Below are 23,939 nucleotides of genomic sequence, written 5' to 3' on the forward strand. Positions count from 1 at the left end.
TTTTGCCGCGTATTGGCCTGTAACAAATTTTTGGTCGGCAGAAATGGCATCTCGACTGTCATACTGCGGTGATTTTTACAGCATATTTTGGCCTTCTCACCCACACTATAGTGGTCAGGATCACACTTTTCGCTCATCCCCGGCACTCCTCCCTGTCTAATCCCCGTCGGGATGAGGACGATGAATCGGGAGGTCGGCACACTAGCGCCATCGTTTTAGTAAAGGACCCGGATCTCATTATGTCACAGACTTCATTTAACAAAGCTCAGTTTCAGGCTGCACTGACGCGTCAGTGGCAGCGTTTTGGTTTACAGTCCGCTTCCGAGATGACGCAGCGTCAATGGTGGCGCGCCGTCAGCGGAGCGCTGGCGGAACTTCTGTCGGCGCAGCCGGTGGCAAAACCAGCGCAAGGACAGCGTCACGTTAACTACATCTCGATGGAGTTTCTGATTGGCCGCCTGACCGGCAACAACCTGCTCAACCTGGGCTGGTACGAGGGCGTGAGCGACGCGCTGAAAGGCTATGACGTCAACCTCACCGATCTGCTGGAAGAAGAGACCGACCCGGCGCTGGGTAACGGCGGCCTGGGCCGTCTGGCAGCCTGCTTCCTCGACTCCATGGCGACCGTGGGGCAGTCGGCGACCGGTTACGGCCTCAATTACCAGTATGGTCTGTTCCGCCAGTCCTTTGACGACGGCCAGCAGAAGGAAGCTCCGGACGACTGGGGCCGCAGCAGCTACCCGTGGTTCCGCCATAACGACGCGCTGGATGTCCAGGTCGGTATCGGCGGCAAAGTCAGTAAAAACGGCGAGTGGCAGCCGGCGTTCGTCATTACCGGCGAAGCCTGGGACCTGCCGGTGCTAGGCTATCGCAACAACGTCGCCCAGCCGCTGCGTCTGTGGCAGGCCAAACACGCTCATCCGTTTAACCTGACCAAATTCAACGACGGCGATTTCCTGCGCGCCGAGCAGCAGGGCATCGACGCGGAAAAACTGACCAAGGTGCTGTACCCGAACGACAACCATCAGGCCGGTAAAAAACTGCGCCTGATGCAGCAGTACTTCCAGTGTGCCTGCTCAGTGGCCGATATCCTGCGTCGTCATCATCTGGCAGGCCGCAAGCTGGCCGAGCTGGCGGATTACGAAGTGATCCAGCTGAACGATACGCACCCGACCATCGCCATCCCGGAGCTGCTGCGCGTGCTGATCGACGAGCACCAGTTGAGCTGGGATGACGCCTGGGCGATCACCAGCAAAACCTTTGCTTACACCAACCATACCCTGATGCCGGAAGCGCTGGAGTGCTGGGATGAGAAGCTGGTGAAAGCGCTGTTGCCGCGCCATATGCAGATCATTAAAGAGATTAACGACCGCTTTAAACTGCTGGTGGACAAAACCTGGCCGGGCGATAAGCAGGTCTGGGCGAAACTGGCGGTGGTGCATAACAAGCAGGTGCGGATGGCCAACATGTGCGTGGTGGGCGGTTTTGCCGTCAACGGCGTAGCGGCGCTGCACTCGGACCTGGTGGTGAAAGATCTGTTCCCGGAATATAACCAGCTGTGGCCGAACAAATTCCATAACGTGACCAACGGCATCACACCGCGCCGCTGGATCAAGCAGTGCAACCCGGCGCTGGCCACGCTGCTGGATGAGACGCTGAAAAAAGAGTGGGCCAATGACCTTGACCAGCTGATCAATCTGGAAAAATACGCTGACGATGCGGCATTCCGTCAGACCTATCGCGATATTAAGCAGGCCAACAAAGTTCATCTGGCCGAGTTTGTGAAGCAGCGTACCGGGATTGAGATCAACCCGCAGGCGATTTTCGACATTCAGATCAAACGTCTGCACGAGTACAAGCGTCAGCACCTCAACCTGCTGCATATCCTTGCGCTGTACAAAGAGATCCGCGAAAACCCGCAGGCCGATCGCGTACCGCGCGTCTTCCTGTTCGGCGCGAAAGCGGCGCCGGGCTACTATCTGGCGAAGAACATTATTTTCGCCATCAACAAGGTAGCGGAAGCGATCAACAACGACCCGAAAGTCGGCGATAAGCTGAAAGTGGTCTTCCTGCCGGACTACTGTGTTTCGGCTGCGGAAAAACTGATCCCGGCGGCAGATATCTCCGAGCAGATCTCCACCGCGGGCAAAGAAGCCTCTGGCACCGGCAACATGAAACTGGCGCTGAATGGCGCGCTGACCGTCGGGACGCTGGATGGCGCCAACGTGGAAATCGCCGAGCAGGTCGGTGAAGAGAACATCTTTATCTTCGGCCACACGGTAGAAGAAGTGAAAGCCCTGAAAGCGAAAGGCTACGATCCGCTGAAATGGCGTAAAAAAGACAAACTGCTTGATGCGGTGCTTAAGGAGCTGGAGAACGGCACCTATAGCAACGGCGACAAGCATGCCTTCGACCAGATGCTGCACAGCCTGCTGCAGGGCGGCGACCCGTATCTGGTGCTGGCCGATTTCGAAGCCTACGTGGCGGCGCAAAAACGGGTAGATGAGCTGTATCGCGACCAGGAGGCCTGGACCCGCGCGACAATTCTCAACACCGCGCGCTGCGGCATGTTCAGCTCCGACCGCTCGATCCGCGATTATCAGCAACGTATCTGGCAGGCGAAACGCTAAAGGAAGGCCTATGGAGAGTAAACGCCTCGATAATGCCGCGCTGGCGGCGGGCATCAGCCCCAGCTATATCAACGCGCACGGCAAGCCGCAGTCTATCGCGGCTGTCACCAAACAGCGTCTACTGGATGCGATGCATCGCTCAACCGCCGCCACGAAAGTGGCGGTTAACCCGCTGCCGAACGTGAAGATCTTCACCCACGGCAAAAAAATGTCGCTGCCGGTGGCAGGACGCGGTGAGTATCAGTGGATCCTGACCACTGAGGACGGTAAGCAGTATCAGGGTAAAACCCGCGGCGGCGAGACGCTGCCGCTGCCGGCCAAACTGCCGGAGGGGTATCACTCCCTGACGCTCACCCAGGAGGGGGAGCGCTGGCACTGCCGTACCATCGTCGCCCCGGCCCGCTGCTATGAGCCGCAGCCGCTGAAAGAGGGGAAAAAGCTGTGGGGCACCTGCGTGCAGCTGTATACCCTGCGTTCGGAGAAAAACTGGGGGATCGGCGATTTTGGCGATCTGCGCGCCATGCTGCCGGAAATCGCCCGCCGCGGCGGGTCGTTTATTGGTCTCAACCCGATCCATGCCCTCTATCCGGCGAACCCGGAGAGCGCCAGCCCCTATAGCCCGTCTTCACGTCGCTGGCTGAACGTTATCTACATCGACGTCAATGCGGTTGAAGATTTCCAGCATAGCGAAGAGGCGCAGGCGTGGTGGCAGTCCTCAGCGACGCAGCAGGCCTTGCAGGCGGCGCGGCAAACGGATGATGTGGACTATACCGCGGTCACCACGCTGAAAATGACCGCGCTGCGTATGGCGTGGAAACGATTCTCTCGTCGTGAAGATGAGCAGGTGACGGCGTTCCGCGAGTTTGTTCTGCGTGAAGGGGAAAGCCTTTACTGGCAGGCCGCTTTCGATGCGCTGCACGCCTGGCAGGTTCAACAGGACCCGCTGCGTTGGGGCTGGCCGGCCTGGCCGAAGGCCTTTCAGGATATCGACAGCCCGGAGGTGAAAGCCTTCTGCGTCGAGCATGAGGACGACGTCAGTTTCTATCTCTGGCTGCAGTGGCTGGCCTGGAGCCAGTTTGCCGCCTGCTGGGAAACCAGCCAGCGCGATGGGATGCCGATCGGCCTCTACCGCGATCTGGCGGTGGGCGTCGCCGAAGGCGGGTCGGAGACCTGGTGCGACCGTGAGCTGTACTGCCTGAAAGCGTCCGTGGGCGCGCCGCCGGATATTCTGGGTCCGCTGGGCCAGAACTGGGGCCTGCCGCCGATGGATCCGCATATTATTGCCGCTCGCGCCTATGAGCCGTTTATCGACCTGCTGCGCGCCAATATGCAGAACTGCGGCGCGCTGCGCATCGATCACGTGATGTCTGTGCTGCGTCTGTGGTGGATCCCCTATGGTGAAACCGCCGACCTTGGCGCTTACGTTCAGTATCCCGTCGACGATCTGCTGTCGCTGCTGGCGCTGGAAAGTCAGCGTCATCGCTGCATGGTGATCGGCGAAGATCTGGGTACGGTACCGGTGGAGATCGTCAGCAAGTTACGCAACAGCGGCGTCTATTCTTATAAGGTGCTCTATTTTGAGAGCGATGCAGAGAAAACGTTCCGCGCGCCGGCGCTGTACCCGGAGCAATCAATGGCTGTGGCGACGACGCACGACCTGCCCACCCTCCGCGGCTACTGGGAAAGCGGCGATCTGACGTTAGGTAAAGCGCTGGGTCTCTATCCTGATGAGGTGGTGCTGCGCGGGCTGTACCAGGACCGTGAGCTGGCGAAACAAGGGCTGCTGGATGCGCTGCATAAGTACGGCTGTCTGCCCAAGCGTGCCGGCCATAAGGCCTCCCTGATGAGCATGACGGGGATCCTCAACCGGGGGATGCAACGTTATATTGCCGACAGCAACAGCGCCCTTCTGGGCCTGCAGCCGGAAGACTGGCTGGAGATGGCGTCGCCGGTCAATATTCCGGGCACCAGCACCGAGTACCCGAACTGGCGCCGGAAGCTTTCCGTCACCCTTGAGCAGATGTTTGCCGATGAACAGGTCAATAAGCTGATTAAGGATCTGGATAAACGGCGCAAGGCGGCGAGCAAAAAAGCCGCCTCCTGATGACACCCCGCCGCGCGCTCCTCTACGCGGCGAAGAGTATGTCCGATAAAAAAGGCCGGTCCGCATCATGCGGACCGGCCTTTTTCTGTGGCGGGAGTGGCCTTACACCACCATCCCCAGCAGCAGACAGCCTACCAGGCCGCAGACCGAGATAATGGTTTCCAGTACCGACCAGGACCTGATGGTCTCGCCGATGGTCAGGTTAAAGTACTCTTTGAACAGCCAGAAGCCCGGATCGTTCACGTGGGAGAAGATAACGCTGCCGGAGCCGACCGCGATAACCATCAGCTCCGGGCTGACACCGGTGGTGGCGATCAGCGGCGCGGCGATCCCGCCCGCGGTGATGGCGGCAACGGTCGCCGAACCCAGCGCGATACGCAGTACCGCGGCGATGGACCATGCCATAAACAGCGGAGACATATTCGATTCGTGCATGATAGAAGCGATGTATTTATCCATGCCGCTATCCACCAGCACCTGTTTGAAGGCGCCGCCGCCGCCGATGATCAACAGCATCATGGCGATGATTTTAATAGAAGAGGTCAGGGTATCGTTGATCTGCTCCATGGAGCGGCCGCGGTTCAAACCGAAGGTGAACAGGGCGATCAGTACCGCAATCAGGGTGGCCATGACCGGGTCGCCGAAGAATTCGGCAATCGGCAGGAAGGCGTGGCCCTTCGGCAGGATCATCTCGGCCACGGCGCGCATCGCCATCAGGATCACCGGAACCAGCGAGGTCCAGACGCTGACGCCAAAGCCAGGCATCTCTTCTTCAGTGAACACTTTCGGGTTATGCAGGCCTTCCGGGATCGGCTTATCAATGCCTTTCAGGAAACGGGCGAAAACCGGGCCGGCGAGAATAACCGTCGGGATAGCCAGAATGGTGCCATAGAGCAGCGTCTTACCCATATCGGCGTGGAAGATGGTGGCGATCGCGGTCGGACCCGGGTGCGGCGGCAGGAAGCCATGGGTGACGGAGAGCGCGGCGGCCATCGGTACGCCGACGTACAGCAGCGGAATACGGGCCGAGGCGGCGATGGTAAACACCAGCGGCAGCATCAGTACGAAGCCCACTTCATAGAACAGGGCGAAACCGACGGTGAAGCCGGTCAGGACCACCGCCCATTGAATATGCTTCTTACCGAACTTATTGATAAGCGTGGTGGCGATACGCTGAGCGCCGCCGCAGTCTGCCAGCAGCTTACCGAGCATAGCGCCGAAGCCCATGATCAGCGCGAGGCTGCCAAGGGTGCCGCCAACGCCGTTTTTGATGGAAACGATCACTTTATCCAGTGGCATACCCTGCATTAATCCGACGGCGAGCGCCACCAGAACCAGCGCAATGAAGCCGTTCATTTTGAAACGGATCATTAACAGCAATAACAGGGCAACCCCGATAGCAACGATGACTAATGGCATGATTTACCTGGCCTTAATTTGTTATGGGTAACGTCAAAGTTTGAACCTGTAGAGCATCCGCTCCGTCAGGGAGCAAAATAGTCTGGCACCGTAAACGCTAGCATTATCCTTACCCAGAGAAAGGATAGCTGGCTATTTTTTTGCCGGTGGTGCCTGAAGTGGATGATACGGGTAACATGTGAGGGTTGAGAATCACCTGACCGGGGAAAATGTTAAATATGAGACTTAAGTCATACTCTTTCCCCGGTTTTTGCCGGTCGTTTAGTGGGAGATGTTGCGCGGTAACACAGAAAGGAGCAAGGAGAGCCGGCGACAGGGTGCCGCCGGAGGAAAGGCTTAGTAGTAGGAGTGCTCGCCGCGCTGGTGCTCGGTCAGATCGCGAACCCCTTTCAGCTCTGGAAACTCGTTCAGCAGCTGTTTTTCAATACCTTCTTTCAGGGTTACGTCGACCATCGAGCAGCCATTGCATCCGCCGCCGAACTGCAGGATAGCCAGACCGTCGTCGGTGATCTCCATCAGCGACACGCGACCGCCGTGGCCGGCCAGCTGCGGGTTAATCTGCGACTGCAGCAGGTACTCGACGCGCTCCATCAGCGGGGCATCGTCAGCGACTTTGCGCATTTTGGCGTTCGGCGCTTTCAGGGTCAGCTGCGAGCCAAGCTGGTCGGTGACGAAATCAATTTCAGCGTCTTCCAGATAGGGCGCGCTGAGCTCATCGACATAGGCGGTCAGCTGTTCAAATTTCAGCGCCGTGTCGGTGTCTTCCACCGCATCCGGTGGGCAGTAGGATACTCCGCACTCAGCGTTTGGGGTGCCGGGATTAATCACAAATACGCGAATTTGCGTCCCTTCTTCCTGATTTGCCAGCAGTTTGGCAAAGTGCGCTTGTGCAGCATCGGAAATACGGATCATAGCGTTGGCCTAATAGTTGACTATTTTACTGGGTTATAATACGCCCATCAGCGGGGGTCTACAAGGTACGGCATATACACCATACCTGAACCGTCGCGGCGCCGTTTCGCAAAAGCAGGCGGGATATCTCGGCGACGGTGCTGCCGGTCGTGACGACATCATCCACCAGAGCGATATGGAGTCCCTGGACGGCAAATTCAAGCTGAAAGGCATTTTTCAGGTTCTGCCTGCGCAGGCGGGCATTGAGCGAATGCTGCACGGCGCCCGCTCGCTGGCGCGTCAGGCCGTCGTGACGCCAGACGCACCCACGCCAGCGGGCCAACGGTCGGCACAGCTCATCGCACTGATTATAACCCCGGCGCCAGCGGCGGCGATGCCACAGCGGCACGCCGACCAGCGCGTCTACCGGCGGCAAATCGTCGCGCTGTTTAAGGCGCAGCAGCAGCAGGCGCGCCAGGGCGGGGCCCAGTTCCGGACGATGGTGAAACTTCAGCTGCCGCACCAGGTCGCTCAGCGGCGAACGATAGTCATTGACCGCCACCATTCGATGCCAGGGCGGCGGCTTTTGCAGGCAGCGGCCGCAGGGATGCCGGGACATTGCCGCCGGCAGGCCGCACTGCGGGCAGAGCGGGGGGCAGGCGAGCAGGGCGCGGCTGCAGCGAGAGCAGATCCCCCAGCGGGCGACCGCCAGCGGCATTTGGCATAGCCAGCATAAGCTGTGTGCTGTTAGCATATTTGGCCTTCTGTCCAGTAAAAAAGAGAACGGTAACGGATGAACGACATCTGGTGGCAAACAATCGGCGAAGGTGATTGTCATCTTGTGCTGCTGCACGGTTGGGGACTGAACGCTCAGGTCTGGGATTGCATCACGCCGCAGCTGGCTTCGCATTTTACCCTTCACCTGGTGGACCTGCCTGGCTATGGCCGTAGCGGCGGGTTTGGGGCGATGTCGCTGGAGGCGATGGCGCAGCGGGTGCTGGAGCAGGCTCCGCCTCAGGCGGTGTGGCTGGGCTGGAGCCTGGGCGGGCTGGTGGCCAGCCAGGTCGCGATTATGCGTCCGCAACGGGTGCAGGCGCTGGTAACGGTTGCCTCTTCCCCCTGTTTCGCGGCTCATGAGGACTGGCCCGGCATCAAGCCGGAGGTGCTGGCCGGATTTCAGCAGCAGCTGAGCGAGGATTTCCAGCGCACCGTCGAGCGGTTCCTCGCACTGCAAACCATGGGAACGGAGAGCGCCCGTCAGGATGCGCGGGCGTTAAAGCAGGCGGTGCTCTCGCTGCCGATGCCTTCCGCTGAGGCGCTGAACGGCGGTCTGGAGATCCTCAGAACCGTTGATCTGCGCCAGGCGCTGGTCGGGCTGCCGATGCCGTTTCTGCGGCTGTACGGTCGACTGGACGGGTTGGTGCCGCGCAAGATTGTCCCGCTGCTGGATAAGCTATGGCCGGAAAGCGAGTCAATTCTCTTTGACAAGGCAGCGCATGCGCCGTTTGTTTCCCATCCCGCGGCCTTTTGCGAGCCGCTGATGGCGCTGAAAAAACGGCTGGGGTAATTTTTTTTGCCGCGCCATGGTAAAAGGGCCATTCACAGCAATACTTAGGTTGTTACGGTGGTTGATTATTTCATTCCGCCACCGTGACCTACAATAACAACCTAATGGAGAGTAGAGGCTATGAAACTTGTTACAGGAATGGTTGCATCTCTGGTGATTGGCTGTCTGTCTTTTGGCGCATTCGCAGCGAAAGAGATCCAAAAAGAGGACGTGGCGAAGATGAATCTGACCAAGGTCGGCAGCATCACGACCTCAAGGACGACCTCGCCGATGGACGCCCGACGCGATCTGTCGAAAAAAGCTGATGAGCTGGGTGGAAAATACTTTGTGGTGATTGCCGGGCAGAAAAACGAAAAAACCGTTCACGCTAACGCTGACGTGTATAAATAATCCAGTCATAAAAAACGGGCCTGTTGGCCCGTTTTTCTCTCCTGTCACACTCGTTTTACCCCATGGCGCTGGCTGGCCTTACTCCCTTCATCGCAGCGCCCACCACTCCTGCTGGCACGCCGCTTTCCCTTCAGGACAGCTTTTACAGCTGCCGGAGAGGCAGCCCTCGCTCGTTTCACTGATCCGTACCACCTTGCCCATGGCTTCCATGCGTTCGAGCATGGCGTCAATCAGCGGCTGAGGCGTCCGCAGGCGGGCGCTGAGCTGTTTCGCCTCCATGCGGCCCTGCAGGGCCAGCATATCGCGGACTTCCATTAACGACGCCACCACCGCTCCTCCTTAGTGGCAATCGCCAGCCGGGCTGGAACAGCAGGAGGTCGGCGTTTTCCGGGTGGCCAGCAGCGAGACGTCAACCCGGCTGCGCGCCCGACGCAGCAGACCGAAGAGCACCACGTTGAACAATACCACCGCCAGGATACACGCCAGGCTGTAGCGCGGATGGTCGCTAAAGCTGACGGTCTGGTAGTAGAGCGTCGAGAGCGAATAGGCGATATTCAGCCCCCACAGAATGGAGAAGGTCATCCAGCCGCGGCTCGATTCGCGGGCGATGGCGCCCATCACCGAGATGCAGGGGATGTAGAGCAGAACGAAGATCAGATAGCTGTAAGCCGCCGCGGCGCTGCCAAATTTACTGCCCATCACGCCCATCGCGCCGGTGGCCATTTCGCCATCGCCTTTGCTGGCTTCGATGGGGTTGGCCAGGACGCTGAGGCTGAAGGTGTCTTTCAGTCCCTGCCATGTCTCGTCGACGGCGGCCAGCAGTTCTTCGCCGAGGCTGAAGGTCTGCGGATTGAACTCCTCGTTCTGGATATCTTCGGCGGTATAGAGGGTGTTCAGCGTACCGACCACCACCTCCTTCGCCATCGCGCCGGTAAACAGGCCCACGGTGGCCTGCCAGTTATCTTCATGCACGCCGATCGGTTTAAACACCGGAGTAATGACCCGGCTCACCGAGGCCAGCGCGGAGTCGTTGATGTTGTCGACGACCTTACCGCTCAGCGAGAAGCTGTTCAGCGCGCTGAGGAAGATGCTGACAATGACGATCACCTTCCCGGCGCGCAGCACAAAGCCTTTCAGGCGCTGCCAGGTCTGGATAATGAGGCTCTTGATATGCGGGACGTGGTACACCGGCAGCTCCATCACGAACGGCGAGGCTTCGCCGCGCATAATGGTGTGCTTCAGCATCAGGCCGGTGAGAATGGCCATCACAATGCCCAGCACGTAGAGCGAGAAGACCGCCAGCGCGCCGTTCTGACCAAAGAACGCGGCCGCGAAGACGGCGAAGATCGCCAGCCGCGCGCCGCAGGACATAAACGGCGCCATCATAATGGTCATCAGACGTTCGCGCGGGGCGTCGAGGGTGCGGGCGCCCATTACCGACGGCACGTTACAGCCGAAACCGACAATCAACGGGACAAAGGATTTTCCCGGCAGGCCGAGGGCTTGCATCAGGCGGTCCATGACAAAGGCGGCGCGCGCCATGTAGCCGGAGTCCTCAAGGAAAGAGAGGAACAGATACATCATGCCGATCTGCGGCACCAGCGGCAGCACGGTGTTGATACCGCCGCCGATCCCCTGGGCGAGGAACACGGTCAGCCAGTCCGGGAAGTGCAGGGTGTAGCCCAGCCATTGAATACCGTGAATAAAGACCGCGACCGAGCCGGCGTCAAAAATCGGCTGCAGCGCGCCGCCGATGTTGATCGCCAGCAGGAACATCAGATACATGACAAAGAGAAAAATCGGCAACCCGAGGAAGCGGTTGAGGATCACCTTGTCCATCGCCGCGGTAAAGCGGCTTGGCTCGGCGGTCAGGGTGTTGCTGACGGCGTCGCAAATGGCGGCGATGGTCTGATAGCGCGCGTCAGCGATATGCAGCGCCGGGTCGTCGATCTCGTCGCTAAGATTCGCCAGGGCGATATCCAGTTTATCGGCGGCGTCGCCGGCATAGGCCCGGCTGTAGATGTCGCCCTCCAGCATCTGCAGACCGAGCCAGCGCCGTTGTTTGACCGGGATCTGCGCTGACATCTGCTGCGCCAGCAGGTCAGCTTCGCGCAGCAGCGGCTGCGGATAATGGACCAGCTCAATATCGCTGTTCGCCTGATGACGGTCGAGGGCAATCTTCAGCGCTTCGATCCCGCGTCCGCGGGTCGAAACCAGCGGAATGACCGGGCAGCCGAGGCGCGCGGCGAGGGCATCGATATCGATACGCACCTGCTGCTTTTCGGCAATATCCAGCATGTTCAGCGCCACGACGCAGGGGATCCCCAGCTCAAGCAGCTGCAGCGTCAAATAGAGGTTTCGCTCGAGGTTGGAGGCGTCGACCACGTTAATCAGCATGTCGGCCTCGCCGCTGAGGATGTAGTGGCAGGCGATCTGCTCGTCCAGCGAGGTCTGCGAAGAGATGGTGGTCAGAGAGTAGGTCCCGGGGAGGTCAACCAGCGTGACCTGGTGGTCAGTGGTGGCGAATACGCCCTCTTTACGCTCAACGGTGACCCCGGCCCAGTTGCCCACGCGCTGGCGGGCGCCGGTCAGTTGATTAAATAAAGTGGTCTTGCCGGAATTAGGATTACCAATTAAACCAACGGTTAATTTTTTCATATTTCAGACTCTTGTGCCGGGCCAGCCGTTATTGTGCAACCGCTTCCAGTTCGATTAAGGCGAGATCTTTTTTGCGTAATACCAAACTGACGCGTCGGGTTTCAATATGAACAGGATCGCCGAGCGGCGCCACGCGCACCACATGAAAAGAGGATCCGGGCAGCATGCCGAGGGAGAGCAATTTCTGACGGTATGCTGGGCTAATATCGCGGGAGAATCCAATGATTTTCCACGCACTATCAGGTGTGAATTGCATAGGGCCTACTTGTCTATCGCTAACCGAAGATGAATTGACCGGGCGTCGGGATGTCACCGCGCCGGATACCATAGCCAACGAAAAAAGAAAAAATCATTCTGAAAGTGATGATAATGAGAATGGTTTTTATCATCAATACATATGATGCGATCAACGCTATTTTTAAAGCGGAAATCACTTTTTTATTGATGTGCCGCAAAATCTTTCTGTGATCGAAAATGCACGAAATATTATTTCGGCGATCTAATGTTTAATTAAGGTTTCTTAAGTTAACGAAATGAAAATATTAATTTCGCTGTCTTCAGGCGTGGAATAAAAACAGGTTTTCAGAAACAACTGAACCTGTTTTGCGCGTGATGGCGATGGCCTGGTCATGAAAAGAAAACTGCCCCTGAAAAGGGGCAGGGTGGGATTAGCGTTTTTTACCCATCGCCGCCGCGAGGGCATCCATCATCGCGCTGTTGCCGGCAGGCTGCGCGTCGCGACCGCGAGGTTTGGCGGCTTTCGCGGCCGGGCGGTTGCCCTGCGGGCGATCCTGACCGCCGCCGCGGCGGGCGTTGCTGTCGCCCGGCTGCTCGTCGAGACGCATGGTCAGGGCGATACGCTTACGCGGCAGATCGACTTCCATGACCTTGACCTTCACGATGTCGCCCGCTTTCACCACGGTGTGCGGATCTTCAACAAACTTGTCAGAAAGCGACGAAATGTGGACCAGTCCGTCCTGATGGACGCCGATATCGACAAATGCGCCGAAGTTGGTGACGTTGGTGACGGCCCCTTCCAGAATCATCCCCGGCAGCAGATCGTTCATGGTCTCTACGCCGTCGGCGAACTTCGCTGTCTTAAACTCCGGACGCGGGTCGCGGCCCGGTTTTTCCAGCTCTTTGATGATGTCGGTCACGGTCGGTACGCCGAACTTCTCATCGGTGAAATCCACGGCCTTCAGGTGGCGCAGCGCACTGCTATTGCCCATCAGATCTTTCAGCGCCTGCTGGGTAGCGGCCAGAATGCGTTCGACCACCGGGTAGGCTTCCGGGTGAACGGTGGAGGCATCCAGCGGGTTGTCGCCGTGGTTGATACGCAGGAAGCCGGCGCACTGTTCAAAGGCTTTCGGCCCCAGGCGGCTGACCTTCAGCAGCTGCTGGCGGTTCTGGAACTGGCCGTTCTCGTCGCGCCAGGCGACGATGTTCTGCGCCATCATGCGGGTCAGGCCGGCCACGCGGGTCAGCAGCGGCACGGAGGCGGTGTTCAGGTCAACGCCAACGGCGTTCACGCAGTCTTCCACCACCGCGTCCAGCTTACGCGCCAGCTGGGTCTGGCTGACATCGTGCTGATACTGGCCGACGCCAATGGATTTCGGGTCGATTTTCACCAGCTCGGCCAGGGGATCCTGCAGACGGCGGGCAATGGAGACCGCGCCGCGCAGCGACACGTCGAGGTCAGGGAACTCCTGCGCCGCCAGCTCGGAGGCGGAGTAAACGGAAGCCCCGGCTTCGCTGACGATCACCTTCTGGGCGGTGACCTTCGGGAACTGTTTCTGCACGTCGAGGAAGAAACGCTCGGTTTCACGCGAGGCGGTGCCGTTGCCGATCGCCACCAGCTCGACGTTGTGCTTCTCGCACAGCGCCGCCACGACAACCGCCGCTTTAGCCGCCTGGCCGGTGTGGGGGTAGATGGTATCGGTGGCCACCAGTTTGCCGGTACCGTCAACCACGGCCACTTTCACCCCGGTGCGCAGGCCCGGGTCAAGGCCCATGGTAGCGCGCAGCCCGGCGGGCGCAGCCATCAGCAGGTCGTGTAGGTTGCGGGCGAAGACGTTAATAGCTTCGTCTTCGGCGCGCTCGCGCACGGTACCCATCAGCTCGGTTTCGAGATGCATCAGGACTTTGATCCGCCAGGTCCAACTGACGACGCCTTTACGCCAGCTGTCCGCCGGGGCGTTATTCAGGCGCAGGCCCAGATGGTCGATAATAATCTGCTCGCCGTGGCTCTCTTTCGGCGGCTCGTCAAACTGCGGGTCAGCGTTTAAAGAGAGCTGCAGGACGCCTTCGTTGCGACCGCGGAACATCGCCAGTGCGCGATGCGACGGCACGGTGGCGATCGGTTCATGGTGATCGAAGTAGTCGCGGAATTTGGCACCTTCCTCTTCTTTGCCGCTGACGACGGTGGAGACCAGGTGGGCGTTTTTCCACAGATAGTCACGGACCTTCGCCAGCAGCGCGGCGTCTTCGGCAAAACGCTCCATCAGGATATAGCGCGCGCCATCCAGCGCCGCTTTGCTGTCGGCCACGCCTTTATCGGCATCAATATATTTTGCGGCTTCCGTTTCCGGATCGTGGGACGGTTCGTTCCACAGCAGGTCAGCCAGCGGCTCCAGCCCCGCTTCGATAGCGATTTGCCCGCGGGTGCGGCGCTTCGGTTTATACGGCAGGTAGAGATCTTCCAGTTCAGTTTTGCTGAGCGTGGTGTTGATGGCTTTTTCCAGCGCGTCGGTCAGTTTGCCCTGTTCAGCGATGGATTTGAGGATCGCCTGACGACGGTCTTCCAGTTCGCGCAGATAGCCGAGGCGGGTTTCCAGATTACGCAGCTGCGTGTCATCCAGACCGCCGGTGACTTCTTTACGATAACGTGCAATAAACGGCACGGTGTTCCCTTCATCAAGCAGGCGAACGGCAGCTTCTACCTGTTCGGCTCTGGCCTGAAGTTCACCCGCAATAATGCGGCAGAGCGAATCATTCATCATGGCTTTTAATTCATCTTTAGGGTCAAAAAACAGGGACTAGTTATACGGACTGACGGCTAAAAATGCCAGTCGCGCCGGGCGTCTCTCGGAAAGTTCTTGTCTATTTAACGTATTCGATCTCGTTGACATACCAGCTGGCTTCGCCCGCCGGCGTGTTGACGATGGCCAGATCGCCAACCTCTTTTTTTAACAGTGCGCGCGCCATCGGCGAGTCGATGGAGATATAGTCTTTGCGGCCAAAAATTTCATCGTAACCGACGATGCGAAAGCGCTTGATATCGCCTTCATCGTTTTCAATCTCTACCCAGGCGCCGAAGAAGACTTTACCTTCCTGTTGCGGCGAGTAATCGACAATTTTCAACTGTTCCAGACATTTGGTCAGATAGCGGACCCGGCGATCGATCTCGCGCAGGCGCTTTTTGTTGTACTGGTAATCCGCGTTCTCGCTGCGGTCGCCAAGGCTGGCGGCCCAGGTCACCTTTTTGGTCACTTCCGGGCGCTCCTGGCGCCACAGGTAGTCCATCTCCTGCTTCAGTTTTTCATATCCCTCGCGGGTGATCAGCGGCGTTTTCATCGTGAGTTCAACCTTCTGACAGTCTGTCGTTGCGCACAATTTGTAGCGCGTAATAATACCGACAGGATAAATACTGTGTCTTATGATTAAATGTATACTTAACCTGCTGTTAAATATGCTTTGTAACAATTTAGCCTGGAATATATACCAGATTTAGCTGGTGAGCGCGCCGGGCTTTTTTGAGAATACGCACTGACTATTGCAGTGAACCTTTGGGAGTACAAACAATGCAAGAGAATTATAAGATTCTGGTTGTGGATGACGACATGCGCCTGCGTGCGCTGCTCGAACGTTATCTGACCGAGCAGGGCTTCCAGGTTCGTAGCGTGGCGAACGCCGAACAGATGGATCGTCTGTTAACCCGCGAATCCTTCCACCTGATGGTGCTGGATCTGATGCTGCCTGGGGAAGATGGTCTCTCGATTTGCCGCCGTCTGCGCAGCCAGAGCAACCCGATGCCGATCATTATGGTGACGGCGAAAGGCGAAGAGGTTGATCGTATTGTGGGCCTGGAGATCGGGGCCGACGACTACATTCCGAAGCCGTTCAACCCGCGTGAACTGCTGGCCCGCATCCGGGCGGTGCTGCGCCGTCAGGCGAACGAGCTGCCGGGCGCGCCGTCGCAGGAAGAGGCGGTTATCGCCTTTGGTAAATTCAAACTGAACCTGGGCACCCGCGAGATGTTCCGTGAAGACGAGCCGATGCCGTTGACCAGCGGCGAGTTTGCGGTCCTGAAGGCGCTGGTAAGCCATCCTCGTGAGCCGCTGTCGCGCGATAAGTTAATGAACCTCGCTCGCGGCCGCGAATACTCTGCGATGGAGCGTTCCATCGACGTACAGATCTCCCGCCTGCGCCGCATGGTGGAAGAGGACCCGGCGCATCCGCGCTATATCCAGACCGTCTGGGGTCTGGGCTACGTCTTCGTCCCGGACGGTTCTAAGGCATGAAACGCGTGCGCTTTTCGCCGCGCAGCTCCTTTGCTCGCACGCTGCTCCTGATCGTCACCTTGCTGTTCGTCAGCCTGGTGACGACCTATCTGGTAGTACTGAATTTCGCGATCCTGCCAAGTCTCCAGCAGTTTAATAAAGTATTGGCCTACGAAGTGCGTATGCTGATGACTGATAAGCTGCAGCTGGAGGATGGCACCCAGCTGGTGGTGCCCCCGGCGTTTCGCCGTGAAATTTATCGCGAGCTGGGGATTTCTCTCTATTCCAATGAAGCGGCGGAAGACGCAGGCCTGCGCTGGGCGCAGCATTATGAATTCTTGAGCCAGCAGATGGCTCATCAGCTTGGCGGCCCCACTGAGGTGCGGGTGGAGGTCAATAAAAGCTCCCCCGTGGTGTGGCTGAAGACCTGGCTGTCGCCCAATATTTGGGTGCGGGTGCCGCTGACCGAGATCCATCAGGGCGACTTCTCGCCGCTGTTCCGCTATACCCTGGCGATCATGCTGCTGGCGATAGGCGGCGCCTGGCTGTTTATCCGTATTCAGAACCGCCCGCTGGTGGATCTGGAGCATGCGGCGCTGCAGGTCGGGCGCGGCATTATTCCGCCGCCGCTGCGCGAGTATGGCGCCTCTGAGGTGCGATCGGTGACCCGTGCCTTCAACCACATGGCCGCGGGCGTGAAGCAGCTGGCCGACGACCGTACGCTGCTGATGGCCGGGGTCAGCCATGATTTACGGACTCCGCTGACCCGCATTCGTCTGGCTACCGAGATGATGGGCGAGCAGGACGGCTATCTCGCGGAGTCGATCAACAAAGATATCGAAGAGTGCAACGCCATCATCGAGCAGTTTATCGACTATCTGCGCACCGGGCAGGAGATGCCGATGGAGCTGGCGGATCTGAATGCGGTGCTGGGGGAAGTGATCGCTGCGGAGAGCGGCTATGAGCGGGAGATCGCCACCGCCCTGCAGGCCGGCGAAATTCCGGTACGCATGCATCCTCTGTCTATCAAGCGCGCGCTGGCGAATATGGTGGTCAACGCGGCCCGCTATGGCAATGGCTGGATCAAGGTCAGCAGCGGCAGCGAAGCGAGCCGGGCCTGGTTCCAGGTAGAAGATGACGGACCGGGGATTAAACCTGAGCAGCGAGAGCACCTGTTTCAGCCGTTTGTACGTGGAGACAGCGCCCGCAGCACCAGCGGCACCGGGCTGGGGTTGGCGATTGTTCAGCGTATTATCGATAATCACAACGGGCGGCTGGAGATTGGCTCCAGCGAACGCGGCGGGTTACTGATCCGCGCCTGGCTGCCGGTGCACCGGGTACTGGCGCCGATGAAACCGGCCAAAGAGAGCTGATCGCGCCCGCGGTTGGTTGGTCAGAACGCTGCACAATAAAAAGCCGGGCAAGCCCGGCTTTTTCATCTTTGCGCCCGTTAGCGCTGCGGCCCTGCCGCCACCAGCGCGGCGCCCGCTGGCGTATCGGTATACTTCTCAAAGTTCTCAATAAACAGCTTCGCCAGCTGGTCGGCTTTTTCCTGCCACTGCTCCGGGGAACCATAGGTGCTGCGCGGATCGAGGATCTGAGGATCCACGCCCGGGAGGGCCGTCGGGATCTGCAGGTTAAACATCGGCAGGGTAAAGGTCTCCGCGTTGTCCAGCGAGCCATTGAGGATGGCGTCGATGATGGCGCGGGTATCTTTAATCGAGATGCGCTTGCCGGTGCCGTTCCAGCCGGTATTGACCAGATAAGCCTGCGCGCCGGCCGCCTGCATGCGTTTGACCAGCACTTCGGCGTACTGCGTCGGGTGCAGCGACAGGAAGGCGGCGCCGAAGCAGGCGGAGAAAGTTGGCGTGGGTTCGGTCACGCCGCGCTCGGTGCCGGCCAGTTTGGCGGTAAACCCGGACAGGAAATGGTACTGCGTCTGATCGGCGGTCAGGCGGGAGACCGGCGGCAGTACGCCGAACGCATCGGCCGTCAGGAAGATCACTTTGGTGGCGTGACCCGCTTTGGAGACCGGTTTGACGATATTATCGATATGGTCGATGGGGTAGGAGACGCGGGTGTTTTCGGTCTTTGAGCCGTCATCGAAATCGATTGTCCCGTCGGCGCGCACCACCACGTTTTCCAGCAGGGCGTTGCGGCGGATGGCGTGATAGATATCCGGCTCGGCCGCTTCAGAGAGCTTGATGGTCTTGGCGTAGCAGCCCCCTTCGAAGTTAAACACACCGTCGTCATCCCAGCCATGTTCGTCATCGCCAATCAGGCGGCGTTTCGGGTCGGTGGAGAGGGTGGTTTTGCCGGTGCCTGAGAGGCCGAAGAAAATGGCGACATCGCCTTTCTCGCCCACGTTGGCAGAACAGTGCATGGAGGCGATGCCCTTCAGCGGCAGCAGGTAGTTCATGATCGAGAACATCCCTTTCTTCATCTCGCCGCCGTACCAGGTGCCGCCGATCAGCTGAATGCGCTCGGTGAGGTTGAAAGCGATGAAGTTTTCCGAGTTCAGGCCCTGCTCTTTCCACTGCGGGTTGGTGCACTTCGCGCCGTTCATCACGATGAAGTCGGGCGTGAATTCCGCCAGCTCTTCGTCGCTCGGGCGGATGAACATGTTTTTAACGAAGTGCGCCTGCCAGGCCACTTCGGTAATGAAACGTACGCTGAGACGGGTATCGGCGTTAGCGCCGCAGAAGGCGTCGACGATAAACAGGCGTTTACCGGACAGCTGCTGTGTTACCAGCCCTTTTAGATGCTGCCAGGTTTCCTGCGAAAGCGGCTTGTTGTCGTTTTTACCCTTGCCTTTATCGGACCACCAGACGGTATCGCGGGTGGTGTCGTCGCGCACGAGGTACTTATCTTTCGGAGAACGACCGGTAAAAATGCCCGTGTCGACGGCGATAGCACCGAGACTGGTTAATACGCCACGTTCGTAGCCTTCCAGGTTGGGGTCGAGCTCTTCCTGAAACAACATGTCGTAGCTGGGATTGTGGACGATATCCTGAACGTCATTGATACCATAAGCCTTGAGATCCTGCGGGGTTAAACCATGATTAACGCGCATGTCACTGCTCCTTAGCCAAGATGTACTGCTGTAAATTGTAGGGTTTATTACCGGGTATTGACCGCGACCAGGCTCATAGATTTACGTATCTCGACATTCTTCAGAATGACGAAAAAAACGGTGACTCCTGTCACGAAGTGAAGTGGATTATCTCAGGAAATGGCTGGATGGTGGGGTTAGATGTTTCTCAATGGTTAAAAAGTAATTAAAAAAACTACTGAAATGTGAATGTAATCGCTTTCCTGGAATAAAATTACGTAACTCTTTCAGCGAAAATCGATTCAACTCGTGAATAAATAAAAGTCAGACACCGGGCGACAAACCACATCGCCGCCCGGTGCCTGAAGAAGAAGTGAGGATTAATGGACCTGCGGATCGGCCGGAGAGGCGTTATTACGGATCTCGGCGATGTCCATGGCGTTGAAGATATAGTGGTTACCGCAGTAGTCGCAGTGCATATCAATCTCGCCTTCGTCGGCAAGGATGCTATCTATCTCTTCGTCCGGCAGGGTTTTCAGCGCGCCGGCGCAGCGTTCGCGGGAGCAGGTGCACTTGAACTCCACGCTCTGCGGATCGTAGACCGTGACTTCTTCTTCATGGTACAGACGCCACAGCACATCGTTCGCCGGCAGGGTGAACAGCTCTTCCGCCTTGATGGTCTCGGTGAGCGTCGCCAGGTGCTCAAAGTCGGCAGTCTGGGCATCCTGCGCCGGCATCACCTGCAGCAGCATCCCGCCCGCCATAGGCTGGCCTTCATGTTCGCCGGTGCGGATAATAAGGCGCGTTGGCAGCTGCTCTGAACGCTGGAAGTAATCTTCCAGGCAGGCGGCCAGCGTATCGCCTTCCAGACCGACCACGCCCTGATAACGCTCACCCTCTTCCGGGGAGATGGTGATGACCAGATAGCCGTTGCCGACCATCGCTTTCAGATCCGCATCGTCCGCAATCTCGCCCTGCACGCGCGCGACGCCGCGCAGCTGCTGCTGGTTATTGCCGTTGATGACCGCCAGCTGTAAAGGCCCATCGCCCTGCAGCTGCACGGTGATGTCGCCGGCAAATTTCAGCGTCGCAGTCAGCAGACTGGTGGCGACCAGCAGCTCCGCCAGCACCGTTTTCACCGGCTGGGGATAAGTGTGATTCGCCAGAATCTGTTCCAGGGTTTCCGACACCGTCACCAGCTCACCGCGCACGGCATAGTTTTCAAACAGATAACGATGTAATTGATCGTGTTGAGTCATAATCATCTCTCTTTCTGGCGCGAGTTACTCACTCTCGCCGTGTTTAAATCTCATCAGGTCGCGGCGCTCTTTCTTGTCCGGACGTCTGTCAGGGTGCGGCATGGTCAGGGCGTTCATTTTGCGCGCCAGGGCCATTTTTTCACGCTTCTCGATACTCTCAGCCGTCTCTTCATACAGGGTGACGGCTTCGCTTGCCGGGCGGCGCTGTTCGGTGATACCGACGATGCGCACCGTCCGCTCGTCGTTGCCCTGACGCAGCGTTAGCATGGCGTCCAGTTCGACGATTTTCCCGGGCTTGCTGCGTTGTCCGTTGTAATGCACCTTGCCGCCTTCAATCATCTCTCGCGCCAGCGCGCGGGTCTTGTAAAAGCGGGCGGCCCAAAGCCATTTGTCCAGTCTGACGGTTTCGGTAGGCTTCTCTTTCATCGCCTCTCCTTCGGGGTAAGCGAAGGGATCAGTCGTCGGTAATCATTCAGCCCCGGATGGCGCAGATACTGCTTTTCCGCCAGCCCGGAGTCGGGATTGGTAATGCCCAGGCAGTAACGAATGCCAAACTCCCTCGCGGCATCCAGAATTGCCTCGCTGTCGTCGACAAACAGCGTTTTATGCGCCTCAAGGCCGGTTTCCTCCGCCACGGCGCGCCACAGACGCTGATCCTCTTTCGGATAACCAAATGTGTGGGTGGAAAGTAATAAATCAAGGTGCGCATCCAGGCCGGTGTGTTTGAGTTTCACCGCCAGATTGTGGGGATGGGCATTGGTCAACAGAATACGTCGCTTACCGCTGGCCTTGAGCGCATCAAGGAACGGCACGGTATCCTCACGCAGCGTGGCGCGCGGACCCTGTTCGCTGGTCATCGCACAAATATCCAAACCCAGGCGCTCGCTCCAGTAATCCAGACAGTACCAGTTTAGCGTATGCTGCACGGCGTGATACTCCTGGTGCATGGCCTCTTTCGCCTGTTGCAGATTGAGGCCGCGGGCGGCCCCCCAGGTTTCCGGCACCAGCGTTTGCCAGAAATAGTTGTCGAAAGCGAGATCCAGGAGCGTGCCGTCCATATCCAGCAGAACGGTATCGACCTCCTGCCAGGCGATATCAAAATGCATGATGACTCTCCAGCGAGCGGGAAATGGGCGACAGGGTATCACACCCTGTCGCCGGGAAAATTAATCTTGCGGGTCAGACGAGGGGAGCAGCACCGGGTTCAGGCAGCTTTCGTAATATTTCTGAATCTCTTCCATACGCTGGCGATGGCGTTGATAACGACGCAGCGCCTGCACCCCGTGGTAAGCCATGCATCCCACCATCGACAGCAGCAGCAGGGTGATGCCCAGATAGCGCCACAGGCCGCTGCGGTCAGGAATGCGGTGCAGGTTGATATGCTGAGTGCCGTTGGCGTCAGTAAACAGATTGGTGACTATCCCTTCGGCATGGAAGGGGGTATGCATCAGCATACCGGCCAGCCGCCGCAGTTCCCCCCACTGCTCATGCGCCGGGTAATCATACAGGCTCACCGCCGGCCACGGCTGATTGACCAGCACGCTGCCCTCGTCGCTGGCGATGAGGAAGCCGCCCGGGGCCGGGCTGTTGAGCGCCTGCGCCGCCCGCGAGGTTTCACGCATGACAAAGGGGGCGGTTGAGGTGGTCACCAGATTCTCCAGCGACTCGGCGCTGACTGGCCGCAGCAGCACGTTCACGCCATCCAGTTTCCCGGCGGACGCACGCTTAGTTAACGTCTCCCAGTTACGGGTATTGCCGAGATTAACCAGCGCATTCTTCAGCCGCAGGCAATCATCGGCAGCGGAACAGAGATCGTTGGTTTTCTGAACGATATCGCCGAAATCATCCAGCAGCACCATGCCAGATTTCTGAATGGCGGAGCGCAGCGCCGGGCTGACGCGGGAGTCGTCGTCGGTTTCCGGGTGCAGCTGACGCTGGACGGACTGCATCAGAGCGGTCGCTTTGCTGACGATGTCAGACTCCGGCAGCGGCAGAGGAGGGGCATCGTTCCACACAATCTGCGAACAATCGAAAGGCAGGAACGGCGAATCCTCTTTGGCCGTCCAGCTGCCCGGCGTGCGGATGTTGCACATCCCGGTGCCGGTCAGGCGCAGCGTATCGCCAATGCGCACATGGGCCTTTTCCAGCTGGCTGACGGTCGTGGCTTCAATGGTCTGCGCCCCCTTCAGCCACGACAGGGTGAACTTAAACGGCATATTCAGCGGTACGCTGGCCCATAGCATGATTACCACCACCAGGGCGCCGGCGGCGATAATCGCGCTGCGCAGCCAGTACTGCAGCGGGAAGTTTTTCACTTCATCATGAAGCGACAAGTAGCGTCCCTGACGGGCTACATGGCGGTTGAGATAGATATCAATATCGGTCTGCTGTCCGAGGTCCTGGGCGATCCAGGGCTGCCAGTGGCGCGGATAGATGAGATCGATAATGCCCAGCGAGATATTATTGATATGCTCCTGATCGTTTTCGCCAAACAGCCCCCAGCGCTTAGGGACGCCGCGCAGGCAATGGATTTCGCGCAGCGAGGCGCGGCGCGGCGGGGCATAGATCCCCAATAGGCCGGCGGCGAGCAGCAGCAAACCGGCAGCCACCAGCCATGGGGTAAAGACGGCAGGCCCAATCAGACTGAAATAAAAGAACAGGAAAGAGGCGACGATCAGGATCGCTTCGCGCAGACCATCCGGGCGGTTCAGGGCGTGTTCTTCCGGGCTTTCCCGACGGATCTGCCGCAACTCTACCTGTTCGCTCTCTTCGCCGCGAATTGAGGCCTGGGTGGCCGAGGCGCGTTCCAGCGCGTAGCTTTGCGCTTCCTGACGATAGTCGCTCAGGGTATGGCCGTTAAGGGTGATAACCAGCGGCAGGCTGTCGGTGGGGATCAGCTCGACGCTGTTTTCATCGTTGATATGCTGTTCCCAGAACGGCGGCAGATGTACCTCCACCGAATCGAGAAAATAGCGCCATTTATTCGGCGCGTCGGTAGTGATCCCGTAGCGGGTGATGGCTCGCGTCACCCCATAGACGGTATCGCTCTGTTCGTTTAGCGCCAGAGCGACGGGCGCGCTGGTGGCGCCGGACGCGGGAACCTGCTGGGCGCGGCTCAGTTCGGCAAGATACTTTTCGATGGCCTGGCGCTCATCGGCCGCGATCGGCCGCGTGGTGGCATCGCTAAAGGCGTGCAGTAGAGGGAGCCGGCGGCGTCTGGCGTGCGTGCGATACCACCATCCAATGAGCAATACGCAGATTAGCAGAGCTGTAAGGAATATCAGAAAGGTGCCCATGCCCATCCCATCATAGTTATATTTTTCTTACGAAATCGTCGGTGAACGTGAAGACTAACGTCAAGCTGCAGTGTTAGCGGCGCACCTGCTTGCAGGGTAGTAAATATGTCATGCAGCAGCGTATTAGCTTACCAAAAACGTTAAAGGGCAGAAATCGGTAAATTCTCAAAGAGA

19 protein-coding genes are annotated in these 23,939 nt (G+C 58.5%); 6 read left to right on the plus strand and 13 right to left on the minus strand.

Going from position 1 to position 23,939, the window contains the following annotated elements; translation table 11 throughout:
- Positions 1-239: 239 nt before the first annotated feature.
- The gene (gene malP, locus ABLU50_RS20450) at positions 240-2,630 is read left to right on the plus strand and encodes a maltodextrin phosphorylase (RefSeq protein WP_004202140.1); all 2,391 of its coding nucleotides are present in this window, start codon (positions 240-242) and stop codon (positions 2,628-2,630) included.
- Positions 2,631-2,640: 10 nt separating this feature from the next.
- A complete protein-coding gene (malQ, locus tag ABLU50_RS20455) occupies positions 2,641-4,734 on the plus strand; it encodes a 4-alpha-glucanotransferase (protein ID WP_087832499.1) in 2,094 nt (697 codons plus the stop codon).
- 102 nt (positions 4,735-4,836) lie between these two features.
- Here the strand turns inward: malQ and gntT are convergent, their stop codons facing one another.
- The 3 genes from gntT to gntX all read right to left on the minus strand — a co-directional run bounded on the left by gntT (position 4,837) and on the right by gntX (position 7,798).
- Positions 4,837-6,153: a gluconate transporter gene (gene gntT, locus ABLU50_RS20460; RefSeq protein ID WP_004202142.1), complete on the minus strand. Its 1,317-nt coding sequence runs from the start codon at positions 6,151-6,153 to the stop codon at positions 4,837-4,839.
- Between the two features lie 336 nt (positions 6,154-6,489).
- Entirely contained in the window at positions 6,490-7,065 is a 576-nt protein-coding gene (nfuA, locus tag ABLU50_RS20465) for a Fe-S biogenesis protein NfuA (RefSeq protein WP_004202143.1), read from the minus strand.
- Between the two features lie 58 nt (positions 7,066-7,123).
- Entirely contained in the window at positions 7,124-7,798 is a 675-nt protein-coding gene (gntX, locus tag ABLU50_RS20470; RefSeq protein ID WP_087832500.1) for a DNA utilization protein GntX, read from the minus strand.
- Positions 7,799-7,837: 39 nt separating this feature from the next.
- Between gntX and bioH the strand changes: the two genes are divergently transcribed.
- The gene (bioH, locus tag ABLU50_RS20475) at positions 7,838-8,611 is read left to right on the plus strand and encodes a pimeloyl-ACP methyl ester esterase BioH (RefSeq protein ID WP_004202147.1); all 774 of its coding nucleotides are present in this window, start codon (positions 7,838-7,840) and stop codon (positions 8,609-8,611) included.
- A gap of 120 nt (positions 8,612-8,731) precedes the next feature.
- Positions 8,732-9,001 (plus strand): YdgH/BhsA/McbA-like domain containing protein, encoded by a 270-nt coding sequence (locus ABLU50_RS20480; protein WP_004202149.1) that lies wholly within the window; start codon positions 8,732-8,734, stop codon positions 8,999-9,001.
- Between the two features lie 87 nt (positions 9,002-9,088).
- On the opposite strand, the gene feoC is transcribed toward ABLU50_RS20480, so the two are convergent.
- From feoC to greB, 5 genes are all read right to left on the minus strand, one after another.
- A complete protein-coding gene (gene feoC, locus ABLU50_RS20485) occupies positions 9,089-9,328 on the minus strand; it encodes a [Fe-S]-dependent transcriptional repressor FeoC (protein ID WP_004202151.1) in 240 nt (79 codons plus the stop codon).
- 12 nt (positions 9,329-9,340) lie between these two features.
- Complete coding sequence (gene feoB, locus ABLU50_RS20490) at positions 9,341-11,659, minus strand: Fe(2+) transporter permease subunit FeoB (protein ID WP_023319253.1); 2,319 nt, start codon at positions 11,657-11,659, stop codon at positions 9,341-9,343.
- Between the two features lie 28 nt (positions 11,660-11,687).
- The gene (gene feoA, locus ABLU50_RS20495; protein WP_004202154.1) at positions 11,688-11,915 is read right to left on the minus strand and encodes a ferrous iron transporter A; all 228 of its coding nucleotides are present in this window, start codon (positions 11,913-11,915) and stop codon (positions 11,688-11,690) included.
- A 412-nt stretch (positions 11,916-12,327) separates the two neighbouring features.
- Complete coding sequence (locus tag ABLU50_RS20500) at positions 12,328-14,658, minus strand: Tex family protein (RefSeq protein WP_023319252.1); 2,331 nt, start codon at positions 14,656-14,658, stop codon at positions 12,328-12,330.
- Between the two features lie 100 nt (positions 14,659-14,758).
- Positions 14,759-15,232, minus strand: coding sequence for a transcription elongation factor GreB (gene greB / locus ABLU50_RS20505; protein ID WP_002920503.1), 474 nt, complete (start codon positions 15,230-15,232; stop codon positions 14,759-14,761).
- A 227-nt stretch (positions 15,233-15,459) separates the two neighbouring features.
- Between greB and ompR the strand changes: the two genes are divergently transcribed.
- Positions 15,460-16,179 (plus strand): two-component system response regulator OmpR, encoded by a 720-nt coding sequence (gene ompR, locus ABLU50_RS20510; RefSeq protein WP_001157751.1) that lies wholly within the window; start codon positions 15,460-15,462, stop codon positions 16,177-16,179.
- Positions 16,176-17,531 carry a two-component system sensor histidine kinase EnvZ gene (gene envZ, locus ABLU50_RS20515; protein ID WP_004202158.1) on the plus strand — a complete coding sequence of 452 codons (1,356 nt, stop codon included), beginning with the start codon at positions 16,176-16,178 and terminating at the stop codon, positions 17,529-17,531. The genes ompR and envZ overlap by 4 nt, the downstream gene beginning before the upstream one ends.
- A gap of 77 nt (positions 17,532-17,608) precedes the next feature.
- On the opposite strand, the gene pckA is transcribed toward envZ, so the two are convergent.
- The 5 genes from pckA to ABLU50_RS20540 form a co-directional block, all read right to left on the minus strand.
- The gene (gene pckA / locus ABLU50_RS20520) at positions 17,609-19,231 is read right to left on the minus strand and encodes a phosphoenolpyruvate carboxykinase (ATP) (protein ID WP_004202159.1); all 1,623 of its coding nucleotides are present in this window, start codon (positions 19,229-19,231) and stop codon (positions 17,609-17,611) included.
- 359 nt (positions 19,232-19,590) lie between these two features.
- Positions 19,591-20,475, minus strand: coding sequence for an Hsp33 family molecular chaperone HslO (gene hslO, locus ABLU50_RS20525; protein WP_017899960.1), 885 nt, complete (start codon positions 20,473-20,475; stop codon positions 19,591-19,593).
- Positions 20,476-20,493: 18 nt separating this feature from the next.
- Positions 20,494-20,895 carry a ribosome-associated heat shock protein Hsp15 gene (gene hslR, locus ABLU50_RS20530; protein WP_017899959.1) on the minus strand — a complete coding sequence of 134 codons (402 nt, stop codon included), beginning with the start codon at positions 20,893-20,895 and terminating at the stop codon, positions 20,494-20,496.
- Positions 20,892-21,575 carry a GMP/IMP nucleotidase gene (gene yrfG / locus ABLU50_RS20535; RefSeq protein ID WP_004202162.1) on the minus strand — a complete coding sequence of 228 codons (684 nt, stop codon included), beginning with the start codon at positions 21,573-21,575 and terminating at the stop codon, positions 20,892-20,894. Before yrfG ends, hslR begins: the two co-directional genes overlap by 4 nt.
- Positions 21,576-21,635: 60 nt before the next feature.
- Entirely contained in the window at positions 21,636-23,765 is a 2,130-nt protein-coding gene (locus ABLU50_RS20540; RefSeq protein ID WP_004202163.1) for an intracellular growth attenuator family protein, read from the minus strand.
- Between the last annotated feature and the right edge of the window lie 174 nt (positions 23,766-23,939).

Origin of the sequence: Klebsiella sp. GG_Kp173, from assembly GCF_040062415.1 — a bacterium.
Classification (GTDB): Bacteria; Pseudomonadota; Gammaproteobacteria; order Enterobacterales; family Enterobacteriaceae; genus Klebsiella; species Klebsiella quasipneumoniae.

Coding starts and splice junctions, on each gene's coding strand:
- malP (WP_004202140.1), top strand. CDS start 240: ATGTCACAGACTTCATTTAACAAAGCTCAGTTTCAGGCTGCACTGACG.
- malQ (WP_087832499.1), top strand. CDS start 2,641: ATGGAGAGTAAACGCCTCGATAATGCCGCGCTGGCGGCGGGCATCAGC.
- gntT (WP_004202142.1), bottom strand. CDS start 6,153: ATGCCATTAGTCATCGTTGCTATCGGGGTTGCCCTGTTATTGCTGTTA.
- nfuA (WP_004202143.1), bottom strand. CDS start 7,065: ATGATCCGTATTTCCGATGCTGCACAAGCGCACTTTGCCAAACTGCTG.
- gntX (WP_087832500.1), bottom strand. CDS start 7,798: ATGCTAACAGCACACAGCTTATGCTGGCTATGCCAAATGCCGCTGGCG.
- bioH (WP_004202147.1), top strand. CDS start 7,838: ATGAACGACATCTGGTGGCAAACAATCGGCGAAGGTGATTGTCATCTT.
- ABLU50_RS20480 (WP_004202149.1), top strand. CDS start 8,732: ATGAAACTTGTTACAGGAATGGTTGCATCTCTGGTGATTGGCTGTCTG.
- feoB (WP_023319253.1), bottom strand. CDS start 11,659: ATGAAAAAATTAACCGTTGGTTTAATTGGTAATCCTAATTCCGGCAAG.
- feoA (WP_004202154.1), bottom strand. CDS start 11,915: ATGCAATTCACACCTGATAGTGCGTGGAAAATCATTGGATTCTCCCGC.
- ABLU50_RS20500 (WP_023319252.1), bottom strand. CDS start 14,658: ATGATGAATGATTCGCTCTGCCGCATTATTGCGGGTGAACTTCAGGCC.
- greB (WP_002920503.1), bottom strand. CDS start 15,232: ATGAAAACGCCGCTGATCACCCGCGAGGGATATGAAAAACTGAAGCAG.
- ompR (WP_001157751.1), top strand. CDS start 15,460: ATGCAAGAGAATTATAAGATTCTGGTTGTGGATGACGACATGCGCCTG.
- envZ (WP_004202158.1), top strand. CDS start 16,176: ATGAAACGCGTGCGCTTTTCGCCGCGCAGCTCCTTTGCTCGCACGCTG.
- pckA (WP_004202159.1), bottom strand. CDS start 19,231: ATGCGCGTTAATCATGGTTTAACCCCGCAGGATCTCAAGGCTTATGGT.
- hslO (WP_017899960.1), bottom strand. CDS start 20,475: ATGATTATGACTCAACACGATCAATTACATCGTTATCTGTTTGAAAAC.
- hslR (WP_017899959.1), bottom strand. CDS start 20,895: ATGAAAGAGAAGCCTACCGAAACCGTCAGACTGGACAAATGGCTTTGG.
- yrfG (WP_004202162.1), bottom strand. CDS start 21,575: ATGCATTTTGATATCGCCTGGCAGGAGGTCGATACCGTTCTGCTGGAT.
- ABLU50_RS20540 (WP_004202163.1), bottom strand. CDS start 23,765: ATGGGCACCTTTCTGATATTCCTTACAGCTCTGCTAATCTGCGTATTG.